This window comes from Colwellia sp. Bg11-28, from assembly GCF_002836245.1.
Lineage (GTDB): Bacteria > Pseudomonadota > Gammaproteobacteria > Enterobacterales > Alteromonadaceae > Colwellia > Colwellia psychrerythraea_A.
Genome location: NZ_PJBA01000008.1, coordinates 121,450 through 143,658 on the forward strand (window position 1 = coordinate 121,450; position 22,209 = coordinate 143,658).

Genomic DNA, 22,209 nt, shown 5'->3' on the forward strand with positions numbered 1-22,209 from the left:
TTTACAGTGGCTTAGAGTTGGTCAAGTTATTGTTGCTCAACCCAATTATTAACATTAATGTTGGTAGTACTATCCGCTATACCCATCCTCCAAATGATGGTATCTGACTCAACATTCATTCTCCAAATTATCGTGTTAGTTTCGACATTCATTCGCCAAATTATGGTATCTGTTGATGCTGTATTTTTCCAGTCTAGCGCATCTTCAGCAAAATTCATTCGCCAAATTATAGTATCACCACCAAGGTTACTATCATCTAACTTCCACACATATTCATCGCCTAAACCTTCAACATAAAAATTTCCATCCTCATTGATATTAGAAGGTCCAAAGAAATGTTCATTTCCCTCTAAGTCTTGAGCAATATCTAATGCTTGATTCGCACATGCTGATGCAGTACTTGTTAATGCATCAGCGACATTCACTAGGCCTGAACCCTGTTGGAAAACACTATAAGCAAGTTCACCGTTATTATTAAATGCTGCATGAGCACTGTCCATTAAGCGACACTTAACTTGATCTGGAGTTAATGCTGGATCTTGCGTTAACATCAATGCCACAACACCAGACACTACACCAGCTGCTTGAGAAGTGCCTGACATTTCAAAATAACGTCCGCCATCATGAAACTCTGGGTGTTCTTGAACGATTTGAGAATCATAAGCCATTAAACCTGATAAATGCCCACCTGGTGCGACAATTTCTGGTTTAACAAAACCTTCAAAAGTAGGTCCTGCCGCACTAAAAGTCGCTAACTTGTCGTCGTTTGGATCTGATTCTGTAAAATTATCCGTCATCGCTCCTACCGTAATGATATAAGGCACATTACCTGGAACACCAATGGTCATGGGATCAGGACCACTGTTACCAGCAGAAGCCACGACAACAATGCCTGCTTGCCATGCTTTCATTACCGCTTTGTTTAAAGGATCTTCCCAATAATAAGAACGAGCAGGCCCACTGAACGACATATTCAAAACTCTTAAGTTAATCTGATCCTTAACTTGAAGTGCCCATTCAATACCACGAATAACGTCTGCATAGGTTGCCTTGCCTTCAGCATCAAAAGCTTTAATACCCACTAATGACGCATTAGGAGCAACACCATAGACCTTACCGTAAACATCATAGTCTGCATTCCCTGCAATACTAGCAACATGAGTACCATGGCCACTTTCTTCATTACTATAATTACTGAGGTTATTATTTATCGCGTCATACGTTCCCCAGAACTTATCTCGCCCATATAAATCAGTAGATAAGCCTAGCCCGTTTGAGGTCCCTTCTAACTGATCTAATCCGGTATCCAAAAAGCCTATGGTTACTCCGTCGCCAAAATTGCGGGCGGCATGGGCAGGAGAAGCATCAATCAGGTCATTAACAACTGATTTAGGCTGCCATTTACGTTTCCCCCAGGCTTTACCGCCTGACAATTCTACGCTATGGTTTTTAGTGACCGTAATAGTCAGATTTTTCTGTAAATGAGATAACTGAGATTGATTCAAATCAACCGCTACAGCATTAATAATGGCAAGTTCATGTGAAGGTACTAGGTTAAGTGCTTGGATCTTTTCTTTTAACAATAAGTAATCGGCTGAGCTGATAATATAAGACTGAGTTTTATTATTAGCTGTGCTATTTAATAATAAACTGATAAGCCAAATTGATAAGCCAATAGCGCCTAACAATGAGAATGGTTTGATTAATTGTTTTACTGAGTTGTTCGACATTTTAATTCCCCTATGCCCAATACATCTTTCAAAATATCAACATATTTTGAAAGCATTAGGGTGTTTTTGTTTATATCTTGTCGTATCTATTTTTACTTAAGATCTAATTGTTAAAAATAAGTTACAAAAAATCACATCGCTACAAAACATAGACTAAACATACCCTAACCACAATCACTTTTATTTCTAGCGTGATAAATATTAAAAGTTAATGTCGCTTAAACGAAAATATCCAGCCCCATAAATGAGCTGGATATTAAGTACTTGAAAAGAAGAATATCAAGTACTTAAGTTGGTTCAAATTAGAAGTTTACCGTTACTTCACTTGAACAATTATCACTACCTTGGTCACATACTTTATACGTAAATGAGCCAGAAGCTCTAAAGCTATCTCTAAAAGAGCCATCGTTTGCTGTTGTAGTTCTTAAAGAACCGTCACGATAAATATCAACACTTGATGCTGAAGCACCACTCCAGTTTAGATCCACGTAGTTCTTACCTTTAGCACGACCAGTCGTTGTATCCAAAGTAATATCACCCGCTGGAGGAGGTGTTACACCACCGCCACAACCGTTAGCCGTTAAGTAGTCACTCGCTGCTTTAGCTTTAACGATACCGCTACCAAAGTTAACATCATGACCTATAGCACCACTATCTTGCGCTGTTGCTTTAAGTGCATCACGGATCTCAGTACCCGTACATTCATTATGGTTAGACCAGATAAGCGCAGCCATTCCTGATACTGCAGGCGTTGCCATAGAAGTACCACTCATGAAACCGTAATCACTTGTACCAATAGTTAGAATGGCAGTTGTAGCAGCTAACAGATCCGCCCTGTCTTCAAATGTTGCACCTACTGCTGGGATAGTCGTCGCATTAGTATCGCCTAATGTGCCATAAAGCATGCCGGCTTCATTATTGATAAGAATTGCACCAATACCACCTGAGCTTTCACAATTTTCAACTTTATCGTGGAACGAAATAACGCCTCGGTCAATTACACAGATGTTGCCATTAGCGCCAGAATCTATCGCTTCAGCGGTCCCCATGTAATAAGTATTACCTATAGCATTACCCGGGTTTTCCATAGAAGAGCTGGCAAAATCAACGCCATTGGCAGACATTGATGCGCTAGTAGCCATACCCGCAGGGTAAGTAGATAAAGTATCAACGCCACCAGCAGTTACTTCTACACAAATAGTTTCATCAGTCGTTGTTGTTTGTCTTTTACCTTTACCACTGGTTACAGAGCAACTAGGGTATTGTGAAAAATCGGCGATGTTATTGTTATTATCGTTTGCGCCAACCATCATTACTGATGAATAACCAGCTGGGAATGAACGTACATCATTACCATCGTTACCTGCAGCAGCAACCACTAAACCTCCCGCAGCAGTAAATGCTTTAAAAGCATTTTCTTCAGTGCTATTTGCACCACCACCGCCTAGACTCATACTGATAATATTAGCGCCAGCTGCTGAACACTTATCAGCAGCATACGCTAAATCTGAAGAGTAACCCCAACCGTCAGTATTGAATACTTTAATAATATGCATATCTACGCCAGGTGCCATACCAACAACACCTACGTTATTATCAGCAGCACCAATTGTTCCGGCAACGTGTGTACCGTGTGGGCCACCATTTTCATCCCAGTTACCTGTTCCTGAGTCATTATCACCCGTGATATTATTCCATTCGAAATCTTGATTAGAGCGATCTAAACCAGAATCGATGATACAAACCTTCATTCCAGCGCTGGCATTAAAGGCTACTTGATCGGCTTGTGATTGCACTACAGCATACGGAGTTAGCTGCTCAGTCATCGCATTACCCACATCGTCACTATAAAGTGATAAAGGCATACGACGTTGATCTTCTTCGACCATTTGAATATGTGGATTATTTAGTAAACCTTTAACATCAGCTAAACTTTTTCCTGAAAATGCTGCAGCAATAAAACCATTACCATCAACTTTAAGATCAGCACCTAGTTTCTTCGCTAAAGCTTTTACAACACCTTTTTTACTGTTGTCTACTTTAATAATGTATCTGTCGTCAGCTGCTTGAGCTGAGAATGCAGCGGTAACTGCTAAGGCAAGAACTGAGGTTGTAAACTTAGAAATTTTCATATGTACTCCACTATTGCTTTAATTTTATTAAGTCGTCTTATTATGTAGATTAACTTATTGATTAATTGCTTAGATGAACGGTCCGTTCTCCTTTTATATGCTTCACGTAATATATACATTTGCTTAACTTGGCTCCCTGCCTCTTGCATAATTCGATAGTAACAGTTGCTAAAACTCCCTCTAGTAATATTACGACAAACTTTCGAACAAACACGACAAATAAAAACAGATTGTATTATTTTCAACAACTTAGCTTAATGAACAAAAAATAGAATGTCGGTTTTTTATTACTATTCGTCCATTATTTGCTAGATAAATATCATCTAAAGATTCAATCTGATAAATGTTGATTTTTTGTTAAACACTTAAAGCAACCTATAAAAATAATGCGCAAAACAACAGTCGAAATGATTGCTGCAAGAAGCGTGAAATATCAATGATGGAGTTAATGTCAGATGAAAAATAATAGAAAGCTCGTACTAAGTACCATAGCCTTATCCGTTTTAGCCGTGACTAGTGCCGCGAGTAATGCAACACCACAAGCGCAACTTAATAAAGCAGAAAAAATGACTACGGCGCAGTCTTCAACACTTAGTTTTGCGCAGTGGCGTGCTCAACAAAAACTTGAACGTACTGATTACACTGACCGTTTAATTATTACCTTTAAAGATAAGAAACAAGGTAAGAGTGTTCCTCCTGGTCTAGCTAAAAAAATCGGTTTAAATTTAAAACACGTTAAAATATTAAAAAATAATAGCCATGTAATCGCTCTTGATGAAATGCATGCGGTAAAAGATGTTGAAAAATTCATTGAAAAACTACGCAAGCACCCTTCTGTTGTATCGATAGAACCAGATTATCAACGTTTTTTAATGGCGCAAAACCAACCTTGGGGAATATCAAAAACCCAGTCTGATCAATTAACTGATAATGACGCCGCTAACATGACGGTATGTATTATCGATTCAGGTTATCAACGTAACAATCCAGATTTAAATGCAAACAATGCTGCAGGTACCAATAACTCGGGTACAGGTAACTGGTATGAAAATGGTGGTTCTCACGGAACACACGTAGCAGGTACTATTGCTGGGGTAAATAACAGCGAAGGTGTTGTTGGTATTTTGCCAAGCACTAACGTTAATCTACATATTGTAAAAGTATTTAACGAAGCAGGTTGGGGCTACTCTGGCGACTTATCTGACGCAGTTGATACTTGTGTAAATAACGGCGCTAAAGTTATCAATATGAGCTTGGGTGGTTCTGGTTCAAGTAACACTGAAAAAAATGCCTTACAAGCTGCTGCTGATACTGGTGTATTGCTTATTGCTGCTTCAGGTAACGATGGTAACGCTACTCTGTCATATCCAGCTTCTTACGATGCAGTTATGGCTGTTGGCGCATTAGACAGCAATAACCAACATGCTGAGTTCTCTCAATATACTAGCCAAGTTGAAGTATCTGCACCTGGCGAAGCTATTTTATCTACTGTGGCTGGTGATGGTCGTTTAGGTTTTATTACTGTCGGTTCAACAACCTATGGTAATGACAGTGTTGTTCCTCAAACTCATTACATTCAAAGTGCTGGTAACTTCGTTGTTAGCAATGTTGATGGTGCTGCCAATGGCGTATTATCAAGCTGTACTATTTCAGGTAGCAGCTACAGCTGTTCAAACGTAAATGGCAATATTTGTTTAGCTGAGCGTAATGATAACCAAAAAGGGAGTAATTACCCTGAGATCAACCCAGCTAAAGCTTGTGCTGATGCTGGCGCATCTGCTGTTATCGTTTATAGTGACAGTACTCGTCCTGGCTTACAAAATCCTTTCCTAGTTGATGCAAATACTGACGTAACTGTACCAACCGTTTCTGTTAGCCGTGCATTAGGTCAACAACTGATGACCCAATTAGGGTCTAACGCTAGCTTAACCGTTAATGGCTCACAAGATTATGCCTATTATAATGGTACTTCTATGGCAACACCTCATGTCACAGGTGTTGCAGCATTAGTATGGAGCAATAACCCAAACTGTACTGCCGACGATGTACGTAGTGCATTGAAAAATACTGCGGTTGATTTAGATGCAGCAGGTCGTGATGACAAAACAGGATTTGGCTTAGTACAAGCAAAAGCAGCGTCTGATGCTTTAGCAGCTAGTTGTGGCGGCGGTACAACACCTCCACCACCAACAGGTAATACGCTTACTAATGGTGTAGCTAAAACCAACCTTGGCTCAAGCACAGAACTTAGCTTTACTATGGAAGTTCCTGCTGGTGCCACTGAGTTAAACTTTGCTATGGCTGGTGGTACTGGTGATGCAGATCTTTATGTTAAATTTGGTTCAGCACCAACAACTAGCAGCTATGATTGTCGTCCATATAAAGGCGGTAACACTGAAAGCTGTCCAATAGCGAGCGTTCAAGCAGGTACTTACCACGTTAAAATGATTGCTTATTCAGCATTTACGGGAGTTAGTTTAACAGGCAGTTTCACCGAACCTACCACAGGTGGCGGCGCTACTGGCGGAAGTGCTTCAGTAACAGATATTAGTGTTGCTCGACAAGCTTGGACATACTACACCATTGACGTTCCTGCTGGCATGGCGACATTAGATTTTGCTATGAGCGGTGGTACAGGTGATGCGGATATGTATATTAGACGTGGTTCTCAACCGACCTCTTCAACGTATGATTGTCGTCCATACAAAAGTGGTAACACTGAAGCTTGCGCATTTACCAATCCAGCAGCTGATACTTGGCATATAGGTGTTTACGGTTACTCTGCAGCAAGCGGTGTTAGCTTAGACGTAACTTATAACCCATAAGTAAATGATTACCTAAAAAGTAAAACTAACAACCTGGTATAAGGCAACTTATATCGGGTTTTCTTTGTTTTACAAAAGAGTAAAATCTTTCGCCCATAACTGCACAATTTTCTTCGGCTTCTACGGTACTTACAAACAGCTGACTAATTGCTCTTTAACAAATTTTCCGATGGTCACAGATTTTTCATGCCATTAACTGCTCCGACAAATTTTAATGGAGCAGCTCTAAAATAGAAATTAACCAGAGAAACTTGCTATTGGCCGAACGTCCACAGAAAAGCTATAAACATGGGCTTAGCTTCAGGAAACGATCAATTTAAAACAAAAATTGAAGGATGAAGCGGTAAGAGTGAAATAGATAGGTAAACAACAAATTCAAAGTAGCTCTGACCCCTTTATTTCTAGACACTGCCGCTATGACAATGATTGGGACATTAATACTTTAATTTTTTCATCTTGCTTGAGCATTAAATGAATTGTCTTATTAACTTCTTGACGGGTTTGTGATTTATACCAACGATTCCAGCAACCAACATTATCCCAGTCGGTGATAATCGTTCTGATATTAGGGTTATCAACATTGGTGTATGACGCACCAGAAATATAACCTTTTGCTGCCATTATTGCTGCTAAGGTTTTGCGAATTTCATTATCGTAGGTTGTTTCCATATCTTCTGCGAGCACACGCTCAATAATTACTTTTATCATTTCTATTCAGTTACCTAATAATTAAATATTTAACTTACACATCACGTTTTTCAATGCTCACAACATAGATATAACGCATTTTAGGATTCATTGTAAAGCAGAGAAATAGGTAATATTAGTTAATTTTTCAGTTGTTCATTTATTTTAGCTTAAAGAAGGATAGGTGCTTTAGGTTGAAACCAAAGTTTAGCGAAGTAGAACAATTGTTCAAACCATCAAAAAATAATTAATTGATGGTGAATGTGGTTTAGTAAATTATTTTTATCTTGAACTATTTTTTAAAAATTACGCGAGGGGAAAGCTGTTGATTGGCTCAAATATAATAGAGATGGATATTGTGGCTATATAGACGATAGTAGATGCATATCTACCCATAATATATCCAGACACAATATAGGGAACTTTTAAAAAACGAACATTCCAAAAAACTCGTTGTAAATTAGGTCCTATAAAGCACTTTAATTACATGCCAACCAAATTTAGTTTTAACGAGATGAGGCTCTAATAGTGCGCCTTTAAATGCTATTTTATCAAACTGAGGTACCATTTGACCTCGTTTAAACTCGCCTAAATCACCGCCCTTTTTACCAGACGGACATGACGAATATTTTTTAGCTAAGGTTTGAAACTTGGCCCCTTTACCTAACTGCTCAATAATATCTTCTGCAATTTCCTTGTGCTTAACCAATATGTGAAGTGCGTACGCTGTAGCTGCCATGATAAAAACCTTTTTAATACCGCTTGATGACTCATTTATTATACTATTATCTTTTGCACATAAAAAAGCCCCGATTCTTTCGAATCAGGGCTTTATAATGGTGGTACCAGCGGTCGGACTCGAACCGACACGTCTTGCGACAGGGGATTTTGAATCCCCCATGTATACCAATTTCATCACGCTGGCATAGGTATTACCCTACTTTTGCAATTTGCAAAGAATTTAGTTTTCATTTGAAACTAAATTCTTTACAAACTTTTTTCTTTTGGTATATCTAATTTTCTTCATAACTTTAGCTACAAGCTAAAGATGGGGGCATTATACGAAACTTATTCCAGTAAGCAACAAGTTTTTCATGCCTTCACGACACTTAGGCATCAAGTGTCGTTTATTTGTGCAATCATCTTACATTTTGTGGGCATGTAAAAAGAGATCAACCGCCTTAGTCACTTGATAAGTGATTTCTTCATCACTCACTTGTTTATCGGGCAATAGTAAACTGCGGGTATGGAGCGGCCCTTTAGCCATTTCCATTAACATTTGCGCACTAAAATGGCAGTTGTCAATTTTCAATATTTTTTGCTCAGTCAACCAGGTTAAATAATCAACTAAAGGCAATATGCCGGTCATTGGACCATTTTTATATATCATTTCACCCAGCTCAGGAAACTTCACTACTTGCTGAACGACTAAACGAAATAGTGACATTAATTCTGGTGACAACATGCCTACTACAAACTTGAAACATACTTGATTGAGCGCTTCCTTTGCTTCGAGGTCACGATTTATCGACGTTAAAATTTCAGATTGTGTTTTTACTTGCCGTTGAATAACGGCCATCAACAATCCGTGCTTATTTCCAAATTCATTGTAGATAGAACGTCTTGAACCGCCAGCGTCCTTAATAATCATTGCTAAAGACGTTTCATCAAAACCTAGATTATAAAAAAGGTTTTGTGCTGCATCTAAAATCAATAGACCCCTTGGGCTGAGTTTTTTTATGTCTACAGTGCTGTCTTTAACCATGTGATTGTCCGTAATTGTAACTATATTGTTGACTTTGGTACTACATAGTACCAAAATATACGGTACTGACTAGTACCAATTGTACAGTTCAGCAAAAATGAACTTTACTCACAGGGACATCCCTGCACTGAAGGAACACGTATGCGCGCGCTCTTATTTATATTTATTGCTCTGATACTCGTTGGATGTAATGAACCAGCTAAAGAAATTACTAAACCAATACGTCCCATCATGTGGACCAAAGTAAAAATATCTCCGTTTGAACAAATCCGTACATTGTCTGGTATTGTTGCTCCTGTTGAAGCAACTAAATTGAGCTTTGAAGTTCAAGGAAAAATTCAAACCATTGAGGTGAATCTTGGTAATGAAGTTGTTAAAGGTCAAGAGCTAGCGCGCTTAAATCAACGTAACTTTAACTTGGGGCTTCAGTCTGCACAAGCGCAATACCAACAAGCCAAAGCAACATTAATTGATGCCAGAAATAGCCATAGACGATACGAACAATTACTTAAACAAGGCGTAGTGTCACAATCAGGCTTTGATAATGCTAAGGCCACTTATGACGCTAGTAAAAGTGCTGCTGATGTAGCACAAGCACAATTGGATATAGCTAGTAAAAATTTGCAAGACAGTATTTTATTAGCCCCTTATGACGGTATTATCACCAAACGTTTATATGAACCTTCACAGCAAATATCCGCAGGACAATCCCTTTTTGAAATTGAAGGTAAACATGGCCTTGAAGTTCATGTCATGGTACCAGAAACACTCATTCGTGAATTAAGACAGCTTTCTATTCTCCCTATACATTTTCCTGTATTACCTGAATTAACGATGCAAGGTCAAATTACCGAAATTGGTACTCGTGCTGAATATGCGAATGCCTTCCCTGTTACAGCAGTACTCGAGGGTGATAATCCTTTACTGCGTGCAGGTATGACGGCTGAGGTGGACTTTTCTTTTTCTGGAACAGGAAGAACAGGTCATACAGGTGATGTATTTCGTATCCCGGCAACTGCGCTAAGTGCAGGGTTAGAACAAAAGGCTTATGTTTTTGTTTATAACCCTGACAGCCAACAAGTGATTAAAACCCAAGTGCAGACAGAAAACATTTTCAAAAATGAAGTGTTCATTTCATCAGGTTTAAAACAAGGCGATATTATTGCGATAGCGGGTGTTGCCTTTTTGCGCGATGGCCAACAGGTCAGTTTGACTGATAATAACGTTCAGCGTTTTAATTAAGTTTAGGAAAATTGATGAACATTACCCAAGTAGCTTTTACCTACCGAAAAAGCGTGTTTTTGATTATTACTGTGTTACTGATTAATGGCCTGTTCGCTTACTTCACTTTGCCCGCGCAAGAAGATCCAACGATTACCATTCGTGAAGCGATTGTTAGTACTTCTTTTCCTGGTATGGCGCCCGATAGAATTGAGCAGTTAATCACTAAAAAATTAGAAGAAGAAATACGAAAAATACCGCAAGTAAAAGAGATAAAATCTAGCTCAGCCACTGGCATATCTATTATTCACGTTAAAATTTACGACCGCTATTTTAATCTTGATGATATTTGGCAGAACCTGCGCAATAAAGTGACTGCAGCACATAATAAAATGCCCTCTGGCACCCATACTCCTTTTGTTAATGATGAGTTTGGTGATGTATCTGTTGTTACCTTAGCACTAACCGCTGATGGGTTTGATCTGGGTGAGATGTATGATATTGCACAACATATTCGCGATACCTTATATGGCGTCGAGGGTACTAAAAAAATTGAAATATTAGGTCGCCAAGAAGAGCGTATATTTTTAGAAGCTTCAAATGCCAAACTTGCTCAGTTAGGTATTTCACCGCAATCACTTATCAATGAATTACAAAAGCAAAATATTGTCCGTTCTGGCGGTGAAGTAAACACGGGTGCCATCAGTTTTATCGTTGAGCCGTCAGGTAATTTCAATAGCTTAGTTGAGATTGGTGATACCTATATCAGCATTCCTAATACTGAAGATTTTATCGCATTAAAAGATGTCGTGACTCTACGCCGTGATTTTATCGATCCACCCGATAAAACCGCTTATTTAAATGGTCAATCGGCGATATTTTTTGCAATTTCGATGTTGCCAGAAAATAATCTTTTGGAGTATGCCCCACGTGTATTAAACAAAATCAATGAAATCGAATCAAGTTTACCTATTGGTTATAATCTTGAAATTGCCACTTATCAGGCCGACCAAGTGGCAAAAACCATTAATGGTGTCTCTGTTAATGTACTGCAAACCTTGGCTATTGTATTAGTGGTTGTGATTCTATTTTTAGGTTTACGTACAGGCTTGATTGTTGGCGCCATTGTGCCTTTTGTTATGCTAACCACATTAAGCATAATGCAATTTAGTGACATGAAACTCGAACGAATGAGTTTAGCCACTCTTATTATCTCGCTCGGTTTATTAGTCGATAATGGCATTGTTATCGCTGAAGATTTCAAGCGTCGCTTAGAAGATGGCGTAGATCGATATAACGCCATGTTGCAAGGTAGCAAAGAGTTAGCGATTCCTTTACTGAGTTCATCAGTGACAACGGTTTTATTTTTCTTACCACTTATGTTGGCTGAACATGTTGCTGGAGAGTATACCCGCTCTATCTCACTGGTTATTCTAATTACTTTACTCACCAGTTGGATATTGGCTTTATGCGTTACCCCACTACTGTGTTATTTCTTTATTACCCTACCGGAAAATAAAAAAACTAAAGGTGAAAATAACGAGTCTACCCGTGAAGAGCCAGGTAAGTTTTACCTATACTATGAAACATTCTTGCATTGGTTACTTAAGCATAAAGCCTTATTTATGACCGCAATGTTAGCGCTGTTCATTGGTTCAATACTTTCAATGAAATTTGTCGCCAAACAATTTTTTCCTGATTCAGATCGTACTCAAATACTAGTAAATATTGATTTACCTAATGGCACTTCATCCACAGAAACCAACCGTCAGATGAAAGATATTTTCACTTGGTTGAAAGATGAAACACGTTTTGATTTTATCGAGAGTTACTCGGCTTATGTCGGCTTTAGCGGCCCAAGATTTGTAATGTCGCTTAACCCTGAAGACCCAGCCCAGAATAAGGGTTTCATGGTATTAAACGTTAAAGATGATACTGATATCAGTGCAACGGTATTAACACTTGATGAGCAAATAGAACATGATTTTCCTAACGTGTCAGCCCGCGTTAAAAAAATGTTTTTAGGGCCTTCCGATTCAAGTACCATTAAAATTCAAGTAAAAGGACCAGATAAAGAAGTTATCTATAAAAAAGCACAACAGATAATGGCTGTTTTACACGATGTTCCCAATACTATTGATATACGTACTGATTGGGAAAACCTGATCACTAAAATTGACGTGCAAATAGACCAGCATAGAGCCAAACGTTCAGGCCTTACTTCTGAAGAAATAGCTCAGGCACTCGATGCCTATTTCTCCGGTTCTAAAATTACTGAGTTTCGAGAAGGTGATAATATTATCCCTGTTGTGCTGCGTGCAGAGCAAGCAGAACGACAAAGTTTAGATAGACTTAGAACGCTAAATATTTATTCCAATAAAACAGGGAAAACGGTGCCCTTGTTCCAAGTAGCGAACTTAGCACCCTATAATCAATTTTCTATTATTCACCATGAGGATCTTTTTCGTACCATCAGCATTCAAGCGAGAAACACCGATGTTGCCGCAGAAGATCTTAAGTTAATTATTGATGCAAAGATTCAAGCTTTAGCGGTTGATTTACCGATAAACCATAACATTGAATATGATGGTGTGATTAAAGAGTCTCGTGCCGCTCAAAAAGCGCTAGGTGCAAGCATGCCGATAGTATTAGGATTAATATTAATATTATTAGTGGCGCAGTTTAATTCTTTTAGACAAGCAGCGGTGATCACCTTAACTATCCCTCTGTCATTTATAGGTGCTGTATTAGGCCTATTTTTGATGCAAGCTCCTTTTGGCTTTATGGTTACCTTAGGACTATATAGTCTAGCGGGTATTATCATTAATAATGCGATTGTACTGATTGACCGCATTAAAATTGAAACTGCATCAGGAAAGTCTGACTATCAAGCCGTGGTAGATGCCTGTTTAACGCGGTTACGTCCAATAGCTATGACCACTATTACTACCGTGATGGGATTATTACCCTTAATTATTGGTAAAGATCCGTTGTTTTACGGTATGGCAAACGTGATAGCTTTTGGTCTCGGTATTGGTACCATTTTAACTTTAGCGGTGGTGCCAGCATTGTATTGTGGTTTTTATAAAATCACTGATGTTCAAGTAGAGTCGGTATAAATTAGCCTAATAAGCTAGCCCTCAGCTTATTTTACATATGCCACAAAAAAGCCAATTTTCTCGGACGAGGACATTGGCTTTTTAGTTATGTTTATACCCATGAAACTTCAAAATCTGAGTTTCAGGATACCTGTGTAATGAATGATCAAGGCTCATCTTTTTATTAAGGATTGTTCCCTTAAAAAGAGATACAACGAAGAGCATGGTTTGCTCGGGTTAACAAGGATATTCAATTAAGGTAAATTTTGTTAAACTGCCAAATTATTTTTACAGCCTCTACTTACTGTTACCAACATAAAGAACATTAAATGACTGATACTACCCTTGCAAATTTTCCTCGAGCTGGCTTTAGAAGACGTTTTGGCTCATGGATTTATGATCTATTAATTATCATCGCTATATTTATGCTTTCAGGCTACGTATGCGTAGCGCTTTTTGTTGCTTTAGATGCAATGGGGTTAATCTCAATTGCCAGAAGTGGCTTTGGTATTGACTGGAATGCTACTCATCTTGCTTATAAAGTTGCCTTTAATTTTTGGTGTGTTGCTTGGGTTTGTCTATTTTTCATATACTTTTGGTCTAAAAAAGGCCAAACATTGGGTATGAGAGCATGGCGTTTACGTTTACAAAACCGTGATGGTTCACTGCTTAGCAAAACAACGGCAATTAAACGGTTACTGCCAACGTTATTAGGCTTGGGTAATCTTTGGGTGATTGTTGATAGAAAAAATAAACTCAGTTTACAAGATAGAGTTACCAATACTGAAGTCGTGGTATTATCACTGGAAGCAAATAGAGGCCGCTTATAAGCGCTACTTTATTAACAAAGTATGTGCCCCCGTTAATAGCGATATTCCTCTAGAGAATAGTGCTATTAACAGCAAACGCTATTTAATGTTTTTGCTAGTCTTAAAGAGTTTTGAAAAACTAGCAGAAACTAAGCGGTTTTCTTACCAATAAAGTACCAAGCAATACCAACAAAGAACAGACTAGGCATCATAGCCCCCAGTATTGGTGGTAACTGATAGACCAAACTTAACGACCCTAAGACTTCATTACTAATAAAGAATAAAATTCCGGTAAAGACGCCCATCATTATGCGCGCCCCCATAGAAACTGAGCGTAAAGGTCCAAAAATAAAAGAAAGTGCCACTAACAGCATTACCGCAACCGTTAATGGCTGCATTATTTTTCGCCAAAAAGCTAACTTATAGCGACTTGGATCTTGTTCATTCGCCTCTAAATAATCTAAGTAATCAATCAAGCCCCTTAAAGAAAGCGACTCAGGGGTAACAGTTACTACGCCAAGCTTTTTCGGTGTTAGCGAGGAGTTCCAAATTTTTTGACTATGGCTTTTGGTAATAATTTCATTTTCAGTTAATGAAAATTCTTCAACATCAGTCAATAACCAGCTTTTATCTTGATAAATGGCACTTTTAGCTGAAAGCCAACTATCAATTTTTAACTCATCATTGAAGCCATAAATTTGTACTTTCTTTAATTGACCTCTGTCCAGCACTTCACCAATATTAACAAAGTAATCACCATCTTTAGCCCAGACACCATTTTTAGCGGCAATTAGACTACCACCTGAAATTGCTTGAGCACGTATTTCACGCGCTTTCGCCTCGCCACTGGGTGCCAACCATTCACCAATGGCCATGCTAACAATAATCAATAAAACAGCCGTTTTCATCACTGACTTAATAATATCTAATCGCGACAAACCCGCGGCTTGCATTACAATAAGTTCACTATTACTCGCTAACATACCGATACCAATTAAGCCGCCGATGAGTGCCGACATCGGGAAAAATACTTCCACATCGCGAGGCACCGCATAAAGCACATATAATGCGGCATGGGCTAGATCATAATTTCCTCGACCTATAGCGCGCATTTGCTCAACAAATTTAATGATGCCACTCACGCTGACAAAAACAGCCAAGGTAATAAAAGTAGTAGAGGCAATGACACGACCAATATAAAAATCAATAATGCGCATTAATCACCCTTAACTTGTTCAAGAAATCTCACCACACCACTCACACAGATACCGAAAAAAACAGCCAAGGTAATAAAAGTAGTAGAGGCACTATGATGAATAAAGCGACCAATGTAAAAATCAATAATGCGCATTAACTTTCTTTCCCTTCAGTCATTTTTTTAATTGATTTGCGTTTAAAGCTCGGTAATTTTGCTTTGATAATTCGCCCACTACTTCGTTCTTTCATTAATAACATCATCCCAATAAACAACGCACTGATGTGTATGGGCCACAAGCCAACAACACTTGGAATGGCGTTCTTTTCAATAGCTGAGCGCATTGAAGTTAATAATAATAAATACCCTAAAAATAACATCAAGGCCGGCAGCATTTTGGCAAATTTACCCTGCCTTGGATTGACCACACTTAACGGCACGGCAATAAAAATGAGAATAATACAGGCTAAAGGAAAAGCGATTCGCCATTGAATAGTCGCGCGGTAGGCGGATTCTAACTCTGGAGGCATATTGTTATACAACTCGAGCGTGGATATCGCACTTAGCTTACGGTGTTGATGTTCAACTTCTTGATCTTTTATTTGAATATAATATTTATTAAATGCCACCGATTGGAATTCTTTAGATTCGATATCTCTGTGATAACGAATGCCATCACCCAACACTAACTGCTGAGAGCCAGTATCATCTTCAAAAACCTTACCTGTTTTTGCGTATACTAAACTTGAGTTAATAATGCTGGCATCAACATTGTCACCTTTAGGTAACTGAGCAACAAAGACTTTATTAAAACTATTAGTTTCACGGTCTTTATCATGAATAAAAACCACCGCATCTTGATTTCCCGTTTGTTGGAAACGTCCGGAAACCAGTGCACTTAGACCAGAATCGGCTGCAAGCTCCTCTTTAACTTTATATTGATATTCTGAGGCTAACGGCGCTAGGTATAGCGTAAAAATTCCGGTAAAAATAGCGGTAATAACAGCGAGCACTAACGTTACTCGCACCACATACCATTCACTAACACCACACGCATGCAAGACGGTCATTTCACTGTCTGCATAAATACGCCCATAAGCGAGTAAAACGCCTAAGAACAAGCTAAGGGGTAAAATAAACCCGGCAAGGTCTGGTATTTTCAAGGCAATAAAAGTCATTACCAATTGCCCAGGTATACTTCCTTCTGAAGCATCACCGAGCACACGGACAAATTTTTGACTGATAAAAATAGTCATTAACACAAAAAACACTGCTAATTGTGTTTTGGCGACTTCTTTTAATAAATAACGAAAAATGATCACAAAAAGATCCCGTAAAAACTTAGTTTTTTTCTGACATATTGGCAAATATTGAGTAAACTTGTCGTTTTCATAAGTAAACTATATAGTCAGTAACTAACGAATATTGTTGAGTGCGACTATAATTATAGCCCTTAGCAATATCAATTGAATAGTCAAGAGTGCTATTTTTTACTTATTTTAGCAAGTTATGCTAAATAAACACCTTATTAAATTGTAAAAGGAAAAGTCATGGAGTTCAGTGTAAAAAGCGGCAGTCCAGAAAAACAACGTAGCGCTTGTATTGTGGTAGGTGTTTTTGAACCTCGCAGACTTAGCGGTACAGCCGAACAGCTTGATGAAATCAGCGAAGGCTACATAAGCAACCTTTTACGTAAAGGCGATTTAGAAGGTAAATCAGGGCAGATGTTATTATTACATCACGTGCCTAATATTTTAAGCGAGCGTGTTTTATTAGTAGGTTGCGGTAAAGAGCGTGAGCTTGATGAACGTCAATATCGTCAAATAATTACCAAAACAATTAACACCTTAAATGAAACCGGTTCTATGGAAGCCGTATGCTTCTTATCTGAGTTACATGTTAAAGGTCGTGATATTTACTGGAAAGTTCGCCAAGCGGTTGAAGCAGCACAAGATGGCTTATATAGTTTTGATAGTTTAAAAACGCGTAAGGCTGAGGCTCGTCGTCCTTTACGTAAAGTTGTTTTTAATGTACCAACTCGCCGTGAATTGCCTATTGGTGAACGTGCCGTTAGTCATGCTTTAGCTATTGCTGAAGGTATTACTACCTGTAAAAATGTTGCTAACATGCCGCCAAACATTTGTAATCCTGCATATCTTGCTGAACAAGCCAAGATTCTTGAAAATGATTATGACAAGGTTACAACAACAATTGTTGACGAAAAAGAAATGGAAGAGCTTGGTATGGGTTCATACTTAGCTGTTGGTCGTGGTTCAGTAAACGAATCATTAATGAGTATCATTAAGTATGACGGCGCCGGTGATGATTCAAAGCCACTAGTATTAGTGGGCAAAGGTTTAACTTTTGACAGTGGTGGTATTTCATTAAAACCTGGTGCAGGCATGGATGAAATGAAATATGACATGGGTGGTGCTGCAGGTGTATTAGGAGCTATGCATGCGCTGGTCGAACTTAATTTACCTATCAATGTTATTGGCGTTTTAGCTGGTTGTGAAAACATGCCAAGCAGTAACGCATATCGTCCAGGTGATATATTAACAACTATGTCTGGTCAAACTGTTGAAGTACTTAATACTGATGCTGAAGGCCGTTTAGTTTTATGTGATGCACTGACTTATGTTGAACGCTTTAACCCTGAAGCGGTTATTGATGTAGCCACCTTAACCGGTGCTTGTGTCGTTGCTTTAGGCGCACATGCAACAGGCCTATTGAGTAGTCATAATCCACTTGCCCATGAATTATTAAATGCTTCCGAGCAAAGTGGTGACAGAGCATGGCGTATGCCGTTATGGGATGACTATCAAGACCAACTTGAAAGCCCATTTGCTGACTTTACCAATTTAGGTGGCAAAGAAGCAGGAACGATTACTGCAGCTTGTTTCTTATCGCGTTTCACAAAAAAATATAATTGGGCGCATTTAGACATTGCAGGTACAGCATGGCGCAGCGGTAAAAATAAAGGCGCAACCGGTCGTCCTGTAAGCATGCTAACGCAGTTTTTACTGAACCGTTCTGGTCAAGAACAAGGCGAATAAATCGCCAGAGTATATTGATAGAAAAAAGAATAAGCCCGAGTAGTGAACTACTCGGGCTTAAGTATTTAAATTAGGCGAACTTAATCAGGCAAGAATGATGCAAACTCAAGTAATGTTTTATCTACTTAAGGATGATGTAACAGACGAGAAAGAAGAAGATACTCGTTCTGCTATTTATCATGCCTGTTTGCAAGCCAGTCATTTCTATCGTCAAAATCAGCGGGTCTATATTTATGCACAAGACCAGCAACATGCTGAACAAATTGATGAGATGCTTTGGGCATTTGATAGCGACAGTTTTGTACCCCATAACCTCGTTGGTGAAGGTCCAAAACAAGGCGCTATGGTGGAAATAGGTTATCAAGCACCGCAAGGACGTCGTCCTGTGCTTATTAACCTTAATAGTGCGGTGCCTAACTTTGCCAATCAATTTCAATTTATCGTTGATTTTGTGCCTAGTGATGAAACACTTAAACAACAAGCGAGAGAACGCTTTAAAACTTGCCGACAATGGGGTTTTCAAGTTGATAACCAAGCGGTAACCGTGCCAGAGGAAGTCAGTAAATAGCGATTTATCTCTATACTGGGCACTCACAAAGATAAACAAAAAAATGAAGACGAACACAAAAAACCTAATTCAATAAACGTTGCATTTTACTTTGCTGCACTTTTACTTTGTTGAGCCTTCACTGATCAACAGTGTTGCAACAAAACAACGAACAACTATTAAACCTATTACCGGATAAAATGATGGAAAAAACCTTTAACCCTACCGACATTGAACAGTCCCTTTATACTAGCTGGGAAGAGCAAGGTTACTTTAGCCCTACAGGTGAAGGTGACAGTTACAGTATTGCTATTCCACCACCAAATGTTACTGGTAGCTTACATATGGGTCATGCTTTTCAGCAAACCATCATGGATACGCTTATTCGTTACCAACGCATGCAAGGTAAAAACACCTTATGGCAAACCGGTTGCGATCATGCTGGTATAGCAACACAAATGGTAGTTGAACGTAAAATTGCGGCTGAAGAAGATAAAACGCGTCATGACTATGGTCGTGAAGGTTTTATCGATAAAATTTGGGAATGGAAAGAAGAGTCTGGCGGCACCATAGGCAAACAAATGCGCCGCTTAGGTAACTCTATCGATTGGAGTCGTGAACGTTTTACTATGGATGATGGTATGTCTGAAGCGGTACAAGAAGTATTTGTACGCTTATTTGAAGACGATTTGATTTATCGTGGTAAACGCCTGGTAAACTGGGATCCTAAATTTCACACCGCTATTTCTGATTTAGAAGTTGAAAATAAAGACAAAAAAGGCCACATGTGGCACTTGCGTTATCCTTTAGCTAACGGTGCTAAAACAGCAGAAGGTCTCGATTATTTAGTCGTAGCGACAACACGACCGGAAACTATGTTAGGTGATACAGGGGTTGCAGTAAACCCAGAAGATCCTCGCTATAAAGACCTAATTGGCAAGCAAGTATTATTACCGTTAGTAAACCGATTGATTCCAATTGTCGGTGATGATCATGCCGATATGGAAAAAGGCACTGGTTGTGTAAAAATCACACCTGGCCATGACTTTAACGATAATGAAGTAGGTAAACGTCACGCATTGCCACAAATTAACATCTTAGATAAAGATGCTGCTATTTTAGCAACCGCTGAAGTTTATGATACTAAAGGTGAAGTTTGTAACGCTTACGATACTGGATTACCAAGCGAATTCGCTGGTATGGATCGTTTTGTAGCCCGTAAAGCTATCGTTGCTAAGTTTGACGAGTTAGGTTTATTAGTTGAAGTAAAAGACCATGATTTAGTTGCACCATACGGTGATAGATCTGGCGTTATTATTGAGCCACTATTAACGGACCAATGGTATGTACGTGTTGAAAAGTTAGCAGGCCCTGCTGTTGATGCTGTTAAAGATGGTCAAATTGAATTTGTGCCTAAGCAATATGAAAATATGTATTTTTCTTGGATGAACAACATTCAAGATTGGTGTATCTCACGTCAACTTTGGTGGGGACATAGAATCCCAGCTTGGTATGACGAAAACGAAAAAGTATATGTTGGCCGCACAGAAGAAGAAGTACGCGCAAACAATGACATTGCTGCTGATATGAAGTTAAGACAAGACGATGATGTACTTGATACTTGGTTCTCATCTGCTTTATGGACGTTCTCAACCTTGGGTTGGCCAAAAGACACTGAAGATTTAAAAACCTTCCACCCTACTGATGTATTAGTCACTGGTTTTGATATTATTTTCTTCTGGGTTGCCCGTATGATCATGATGACCATGCACTTTAACAAAGATGAAAACGGTAAAGCGCAAATACCATTTAAGAAAATTTACATGACTGGTCTTATTCGCGATGAAAATGGCGATAAGATGAGTAAATCCAAAGGTAATGTTGTTGATCCTTTAGATATGATTGATGGTATTTCTTTAGAGGATTTATTGCAAAAACGTACTGGCAACATGATGCAGCCAAAGCTTGCCAAGAAAATTGAAAAGCTTACCAGAAAAGAATACCCAGAAGGTATTGAAGCGCATGGTACTGATGCTTTACGTTTCACGCTAACATCTGTTGCTACAACAGGCCGCGATATTAGTTGGGACATGAAACGTCTTGAGGGTTACCGTAACTTTACCAATAAGTTATGGAATGCTAGCCGTTATGTAATGATGAATACTGAAGAATTTGATTGCGGACAGTCATCACCTGAAGGAAAGGCTGGCGACATGGAGCTATCACTTGCCGATCGCTGGATCATAGGTCAATTTGAGCAAACTGTAAAAACGGTTCATGAAGCCTTTGATACTTATCGTTTCGACCTTGCCTCACAAGCTTTGTATGAATTTACTTGGAATCAGTTCTGTGATTGGTATTTAGAACTCACTAAGCCTGTCCTGTTCAAAGGAAATGAAGCACAGCAACGTGGTACTCGCCATACTTTAGTGAATGTTTTAGAAGCTTTATTACGCTTGATGCACCCTATCATGCCATTCATCACTGAAACGATTTGGCAACGAGTTCAACCATTAAGTGATTTTAGTAAAAATGGTGACTCGATTATGGTGCAAGCATTTCCTCAGTTTGATGAAAGTAAATGTGATCAACAAGCCATTGACGATTTAGAGTGGGTTAAACAATTCATTATTGCTATTCGTAACATTCGTGGTGAAATGGACATCTCGCCAAGTAAAGAGTTGCCTGTATTGCTTAAAAACGTAAATGATAATGATCAACGTCGTTTGGATGAAAACGAGCAGTTCTTAAGTTCGCTAGCAAAATTAGAAAGCATTACGGTATTAGCGGATGATGAACAAGGTCCAGCTTCAGCTTCAGCTGTAGTAGGTGACTTATCAGTGCTAATCCCAATGGCTGGCTTAATCGATAAAGAAGCAGAGCTTGCTCGTTTAGATAAGACCATTGAAAAGCTTGAAAAAGAAGCAGGCAGAGTTCGCGGTAAGTTAGGTAACGAAAACTTTGTTAGTAAAGCCCCTGCTGCTGTTATTGAAAAAGAACAAGCAAAGTTAGCTGACGCTGAATCTACTCTTGCTAAAATACTTGAACAAAAAATACAAATAGCCGCACTTTGATCTAAAGAACTAAGCTAAAAAATAAAAATGACGGCTACCTTAAATAGTCGTCATTTTTTATCATAATCCG

The 22,209-nt window shown here is 38.8% G+C and carries 15 protein-coding genes and 1 tRNA gene; 7 read left to right on the forward strand and 9 right to left on the reverse strand.

What is annotated here, in order from left to right:
• Nucleotides 1-26: 26 nt before the first annotated feature.
• Both CXF79_RS16585 and CXF79_RS16590 read right to left on the reverse strand, forming a co-directional pair.
• The gene (locus CXF79_RS16585; RefSeq protein ID WP_101156620.1) at nt 27-1,730 is read right to left on the reverse strand and encodes a S8 family peptidase; all 1,704 of its coding nucleotides are present in this window, start codon (nt 1,728-1,730) and stop codon (nt 27-29) included.
• A 302-nt stretch (nt 1,731-2,032) separates the two neighbouring features.
• Nucleotides 2,033-3,862, reverse strand: a complete 1,830-nt coding sequence (locus CXF79_RS16590) for a S8 family serine peptidase (protein WP_101156623.1) — start codon at nt 3,860-3,862, stop codon at nt 2,033-2,035.
• A 455-nt stretch (nt 3,863-4,317) separates the two neighbouring features.
• Here CXF79_RS16590 and CXF79_RS23835 point away from each other — a divergent pair, with 455 nt between their 5' ends.
• The gene (locus CXF79_RS23835) at nt 4,318-6,687 is read left to right on the forward strand and encodes a S8 family serine peptidase (protein ID WP_101156626.1); all 2,370 of its coding nucleotides are present in this window, start codon (nt 4,318-4,320) and stop codon (nt 6,685-6,687) included.
• 414 nt (nt 6,688-7,101) lie between these two features.
• On the opposite strand, the gene CXF79_RS16600 is transcribed toward CXF79_RS23835, so the two are convergent.
• The 4 genes from CXF79_RS16600 to CXF79_RS16615 all read right to left on the reverse strand — a co-directional run bounded on the left by CXF79_RS16600 (nt 7,102) and on the right by CXF79_RS16615 (nt 9,139).
• Nucleotides 7,102-7,395, reverse strand: a complete 294-nt coding sequence (locus tag CXF79_RS16600) for an antibiotic biosynthesis monooxygenase family protein (RefSeq protein WP_011041599.1) — start codon at nt 7,393-7,395, stop codon at nt 7,102-7,104.
• 439 nt (nt 7,396-7,834) lie between these two features.
• Nucleotides 7,835-8,113, reverse strand: coding sequence for a peptidylprolyl isomerase (locus CXF79_RS16605; RefSeq protein ID WP_101156629.1), 279 nt, complete (start codon nt 8,111-8,113; stop codon nt 7,835-7,837).
• Nucleotides 8,114-8,214: 101 nt separating this feature from the next.
• A tRNA-Leu gene (locus CXF79_RS16610) sits at nt 8,215-8,299 on the reverse strand.
• Between the two features lie 219 nt (nt 8,300-8,518).
• Entirely contained in the window at nt 8,519-9,139 is a 621-nt protein-coding gene (locus CXF79_RS16615; protein ID WP_011041597.1) for a TetR/AcrR family transcriptional regulator, read from the reverse strand.
• A gap of 141 nt (nt 9,140-9,280) precedes the next feature.
• Here CXF79_RS16615 and CXF79_RS16620 point away from each other — a divergent pair, with 141 nt between their 5' ends.
• From CXF79_RS16620 to CXF79_RS16630, 3 genes are all read left to right on the forward strand, one after another.
• Nucleotides 9,281-10,381, forward strand: coding sequence for an efflux RND transporter periplasmic adaptor subunit (locus CXF79_RS16620; protein ID WP_101156631.1), 1,101 nt, complete (start codon nt 9,281-9,283; stop codon nt 10,379-10,381).
• A gap of 14 nt (nt 10,382-10,395) precedes the next feature.
• Nucleotides 10,396-13,479 (forward strand): efflux RND transporter permease subunit, encoded by a 3,084-nt coding sequence (locus CXF79_RS16625; protein ID WP_101156634.1) that lies wholly within the window; start codon nt 10,396-10,398, stop codon nt 13,477-13,479.
• A gap of 308 nt (nt 13,480-13,787) precedes the next feature.
• The gene (locus CXF79_RS16630; RefSeq protein WP_011041594.1) at nt 13,788-14,288 is read left to right on the forward strand and encodes an RDD family protein; all 501 of its coding nucleotides are present in this window, start codon (nt 13,788-13,790) and stop codon (nt 14,286-14,288) included.
• A 128-nt stretch (nt 14,289-14,416) separates the two neighbouring features.
• On the opposite strand, the gene lptG is transcribed toward CXF79_RS16630, so the two are convergent.
• The 3 genes from lptG to lptF are packed head-to-tail and all read right to left on the reverse strand — an operon-like array spanning nt 14,417 to nt 16,784.
• A complete protein-coding gene (gene lptG / locus CXF79_RS16635; RefSeq protein ID WP_101156637.1) occupies nt 14,417-15,484 on the reverse strand; it encodes an LPS export ABC transporter permease LptG in 1,068 nt (355 codons plus the stop codon).
• Nucleotides 15,484-15,618: a hypothetical protein gene (locus CXF79_RS23840; RefSeq protein WP_269801476.1), complete on the reverse strand. Its 135-nt coding sequence runs from the start codon at nt 15,616-15,618 to the stop codon at nt 15,484-15,486. The genes lptG and CXF79_RS23840 overlap by 1 nt, the downstream gene beginning before the upstream one ends.
• Nucleotides 15,618-16,784, reverse strand: a complete 1,167-nt coding sequence (gene lptF, locus CXF79_RS16640; protein WP_011041591.1) for an LPS export ABC transporter permease LptF — start codon at nt 16,782-16,784, stop codon at nt 15,618-15,620. The genes CXF79_RS23840 and lptF overlap by 1 nt, the downstream gene beginning before the upstream one ends.
• Before the next feature lie 228 nt (nt 16,785-17,012).
• Here lptF and pepA point away from each other — a divergent pair, with 228 nt between their 5' ends.
• The 3 genes from pepA (at nt 17,013) to CXF79_RS16655 (ending at nt 22,139) form a co-directional block, all read left to right on the forward strand.
• Nucleotides 17,013-18,518 carry a leucyl aminopeptidase gene (pepA, locus tag CXF79_RS16645; protein ID WP_011041590.1) on the forward strand — a complete coding sequence of 502 codons (1,506 nt, stop codon included), beginning with the start codon at nt 17,013-17,015 and terminating at the stop codon, nt 18,516-18,518.
• A gap of 94 nt (nt 18,519-18,612) precedes the next feature.
• Nucleotides 18,613-19,086 (forward strand): DNA polymerase III subunit chi, encoded by a 474-nt coding sequence (locus tag CXF79_RS16650; RefSeq protein ID WP_101156640.1) that lies wholly within the window; start codon nt 18,613-18,615, stop codon nt 19,084-19,086.
• A gap of 182 nt (nt 19,087-19,268) precedes the next feature.
• Nucleotides 19,269-22,139, forward strand: a complete 2,871-nt coding sequence (locus CXF79_RS16655; protein WP_101156644.1) for a valine--tRNA ligase — start codon at nt 19,269-19,271, stop codon at nt 22,137-22,139.
• Nucleotides 22,140-22,209: the final 70 nt, after the last annotated feature.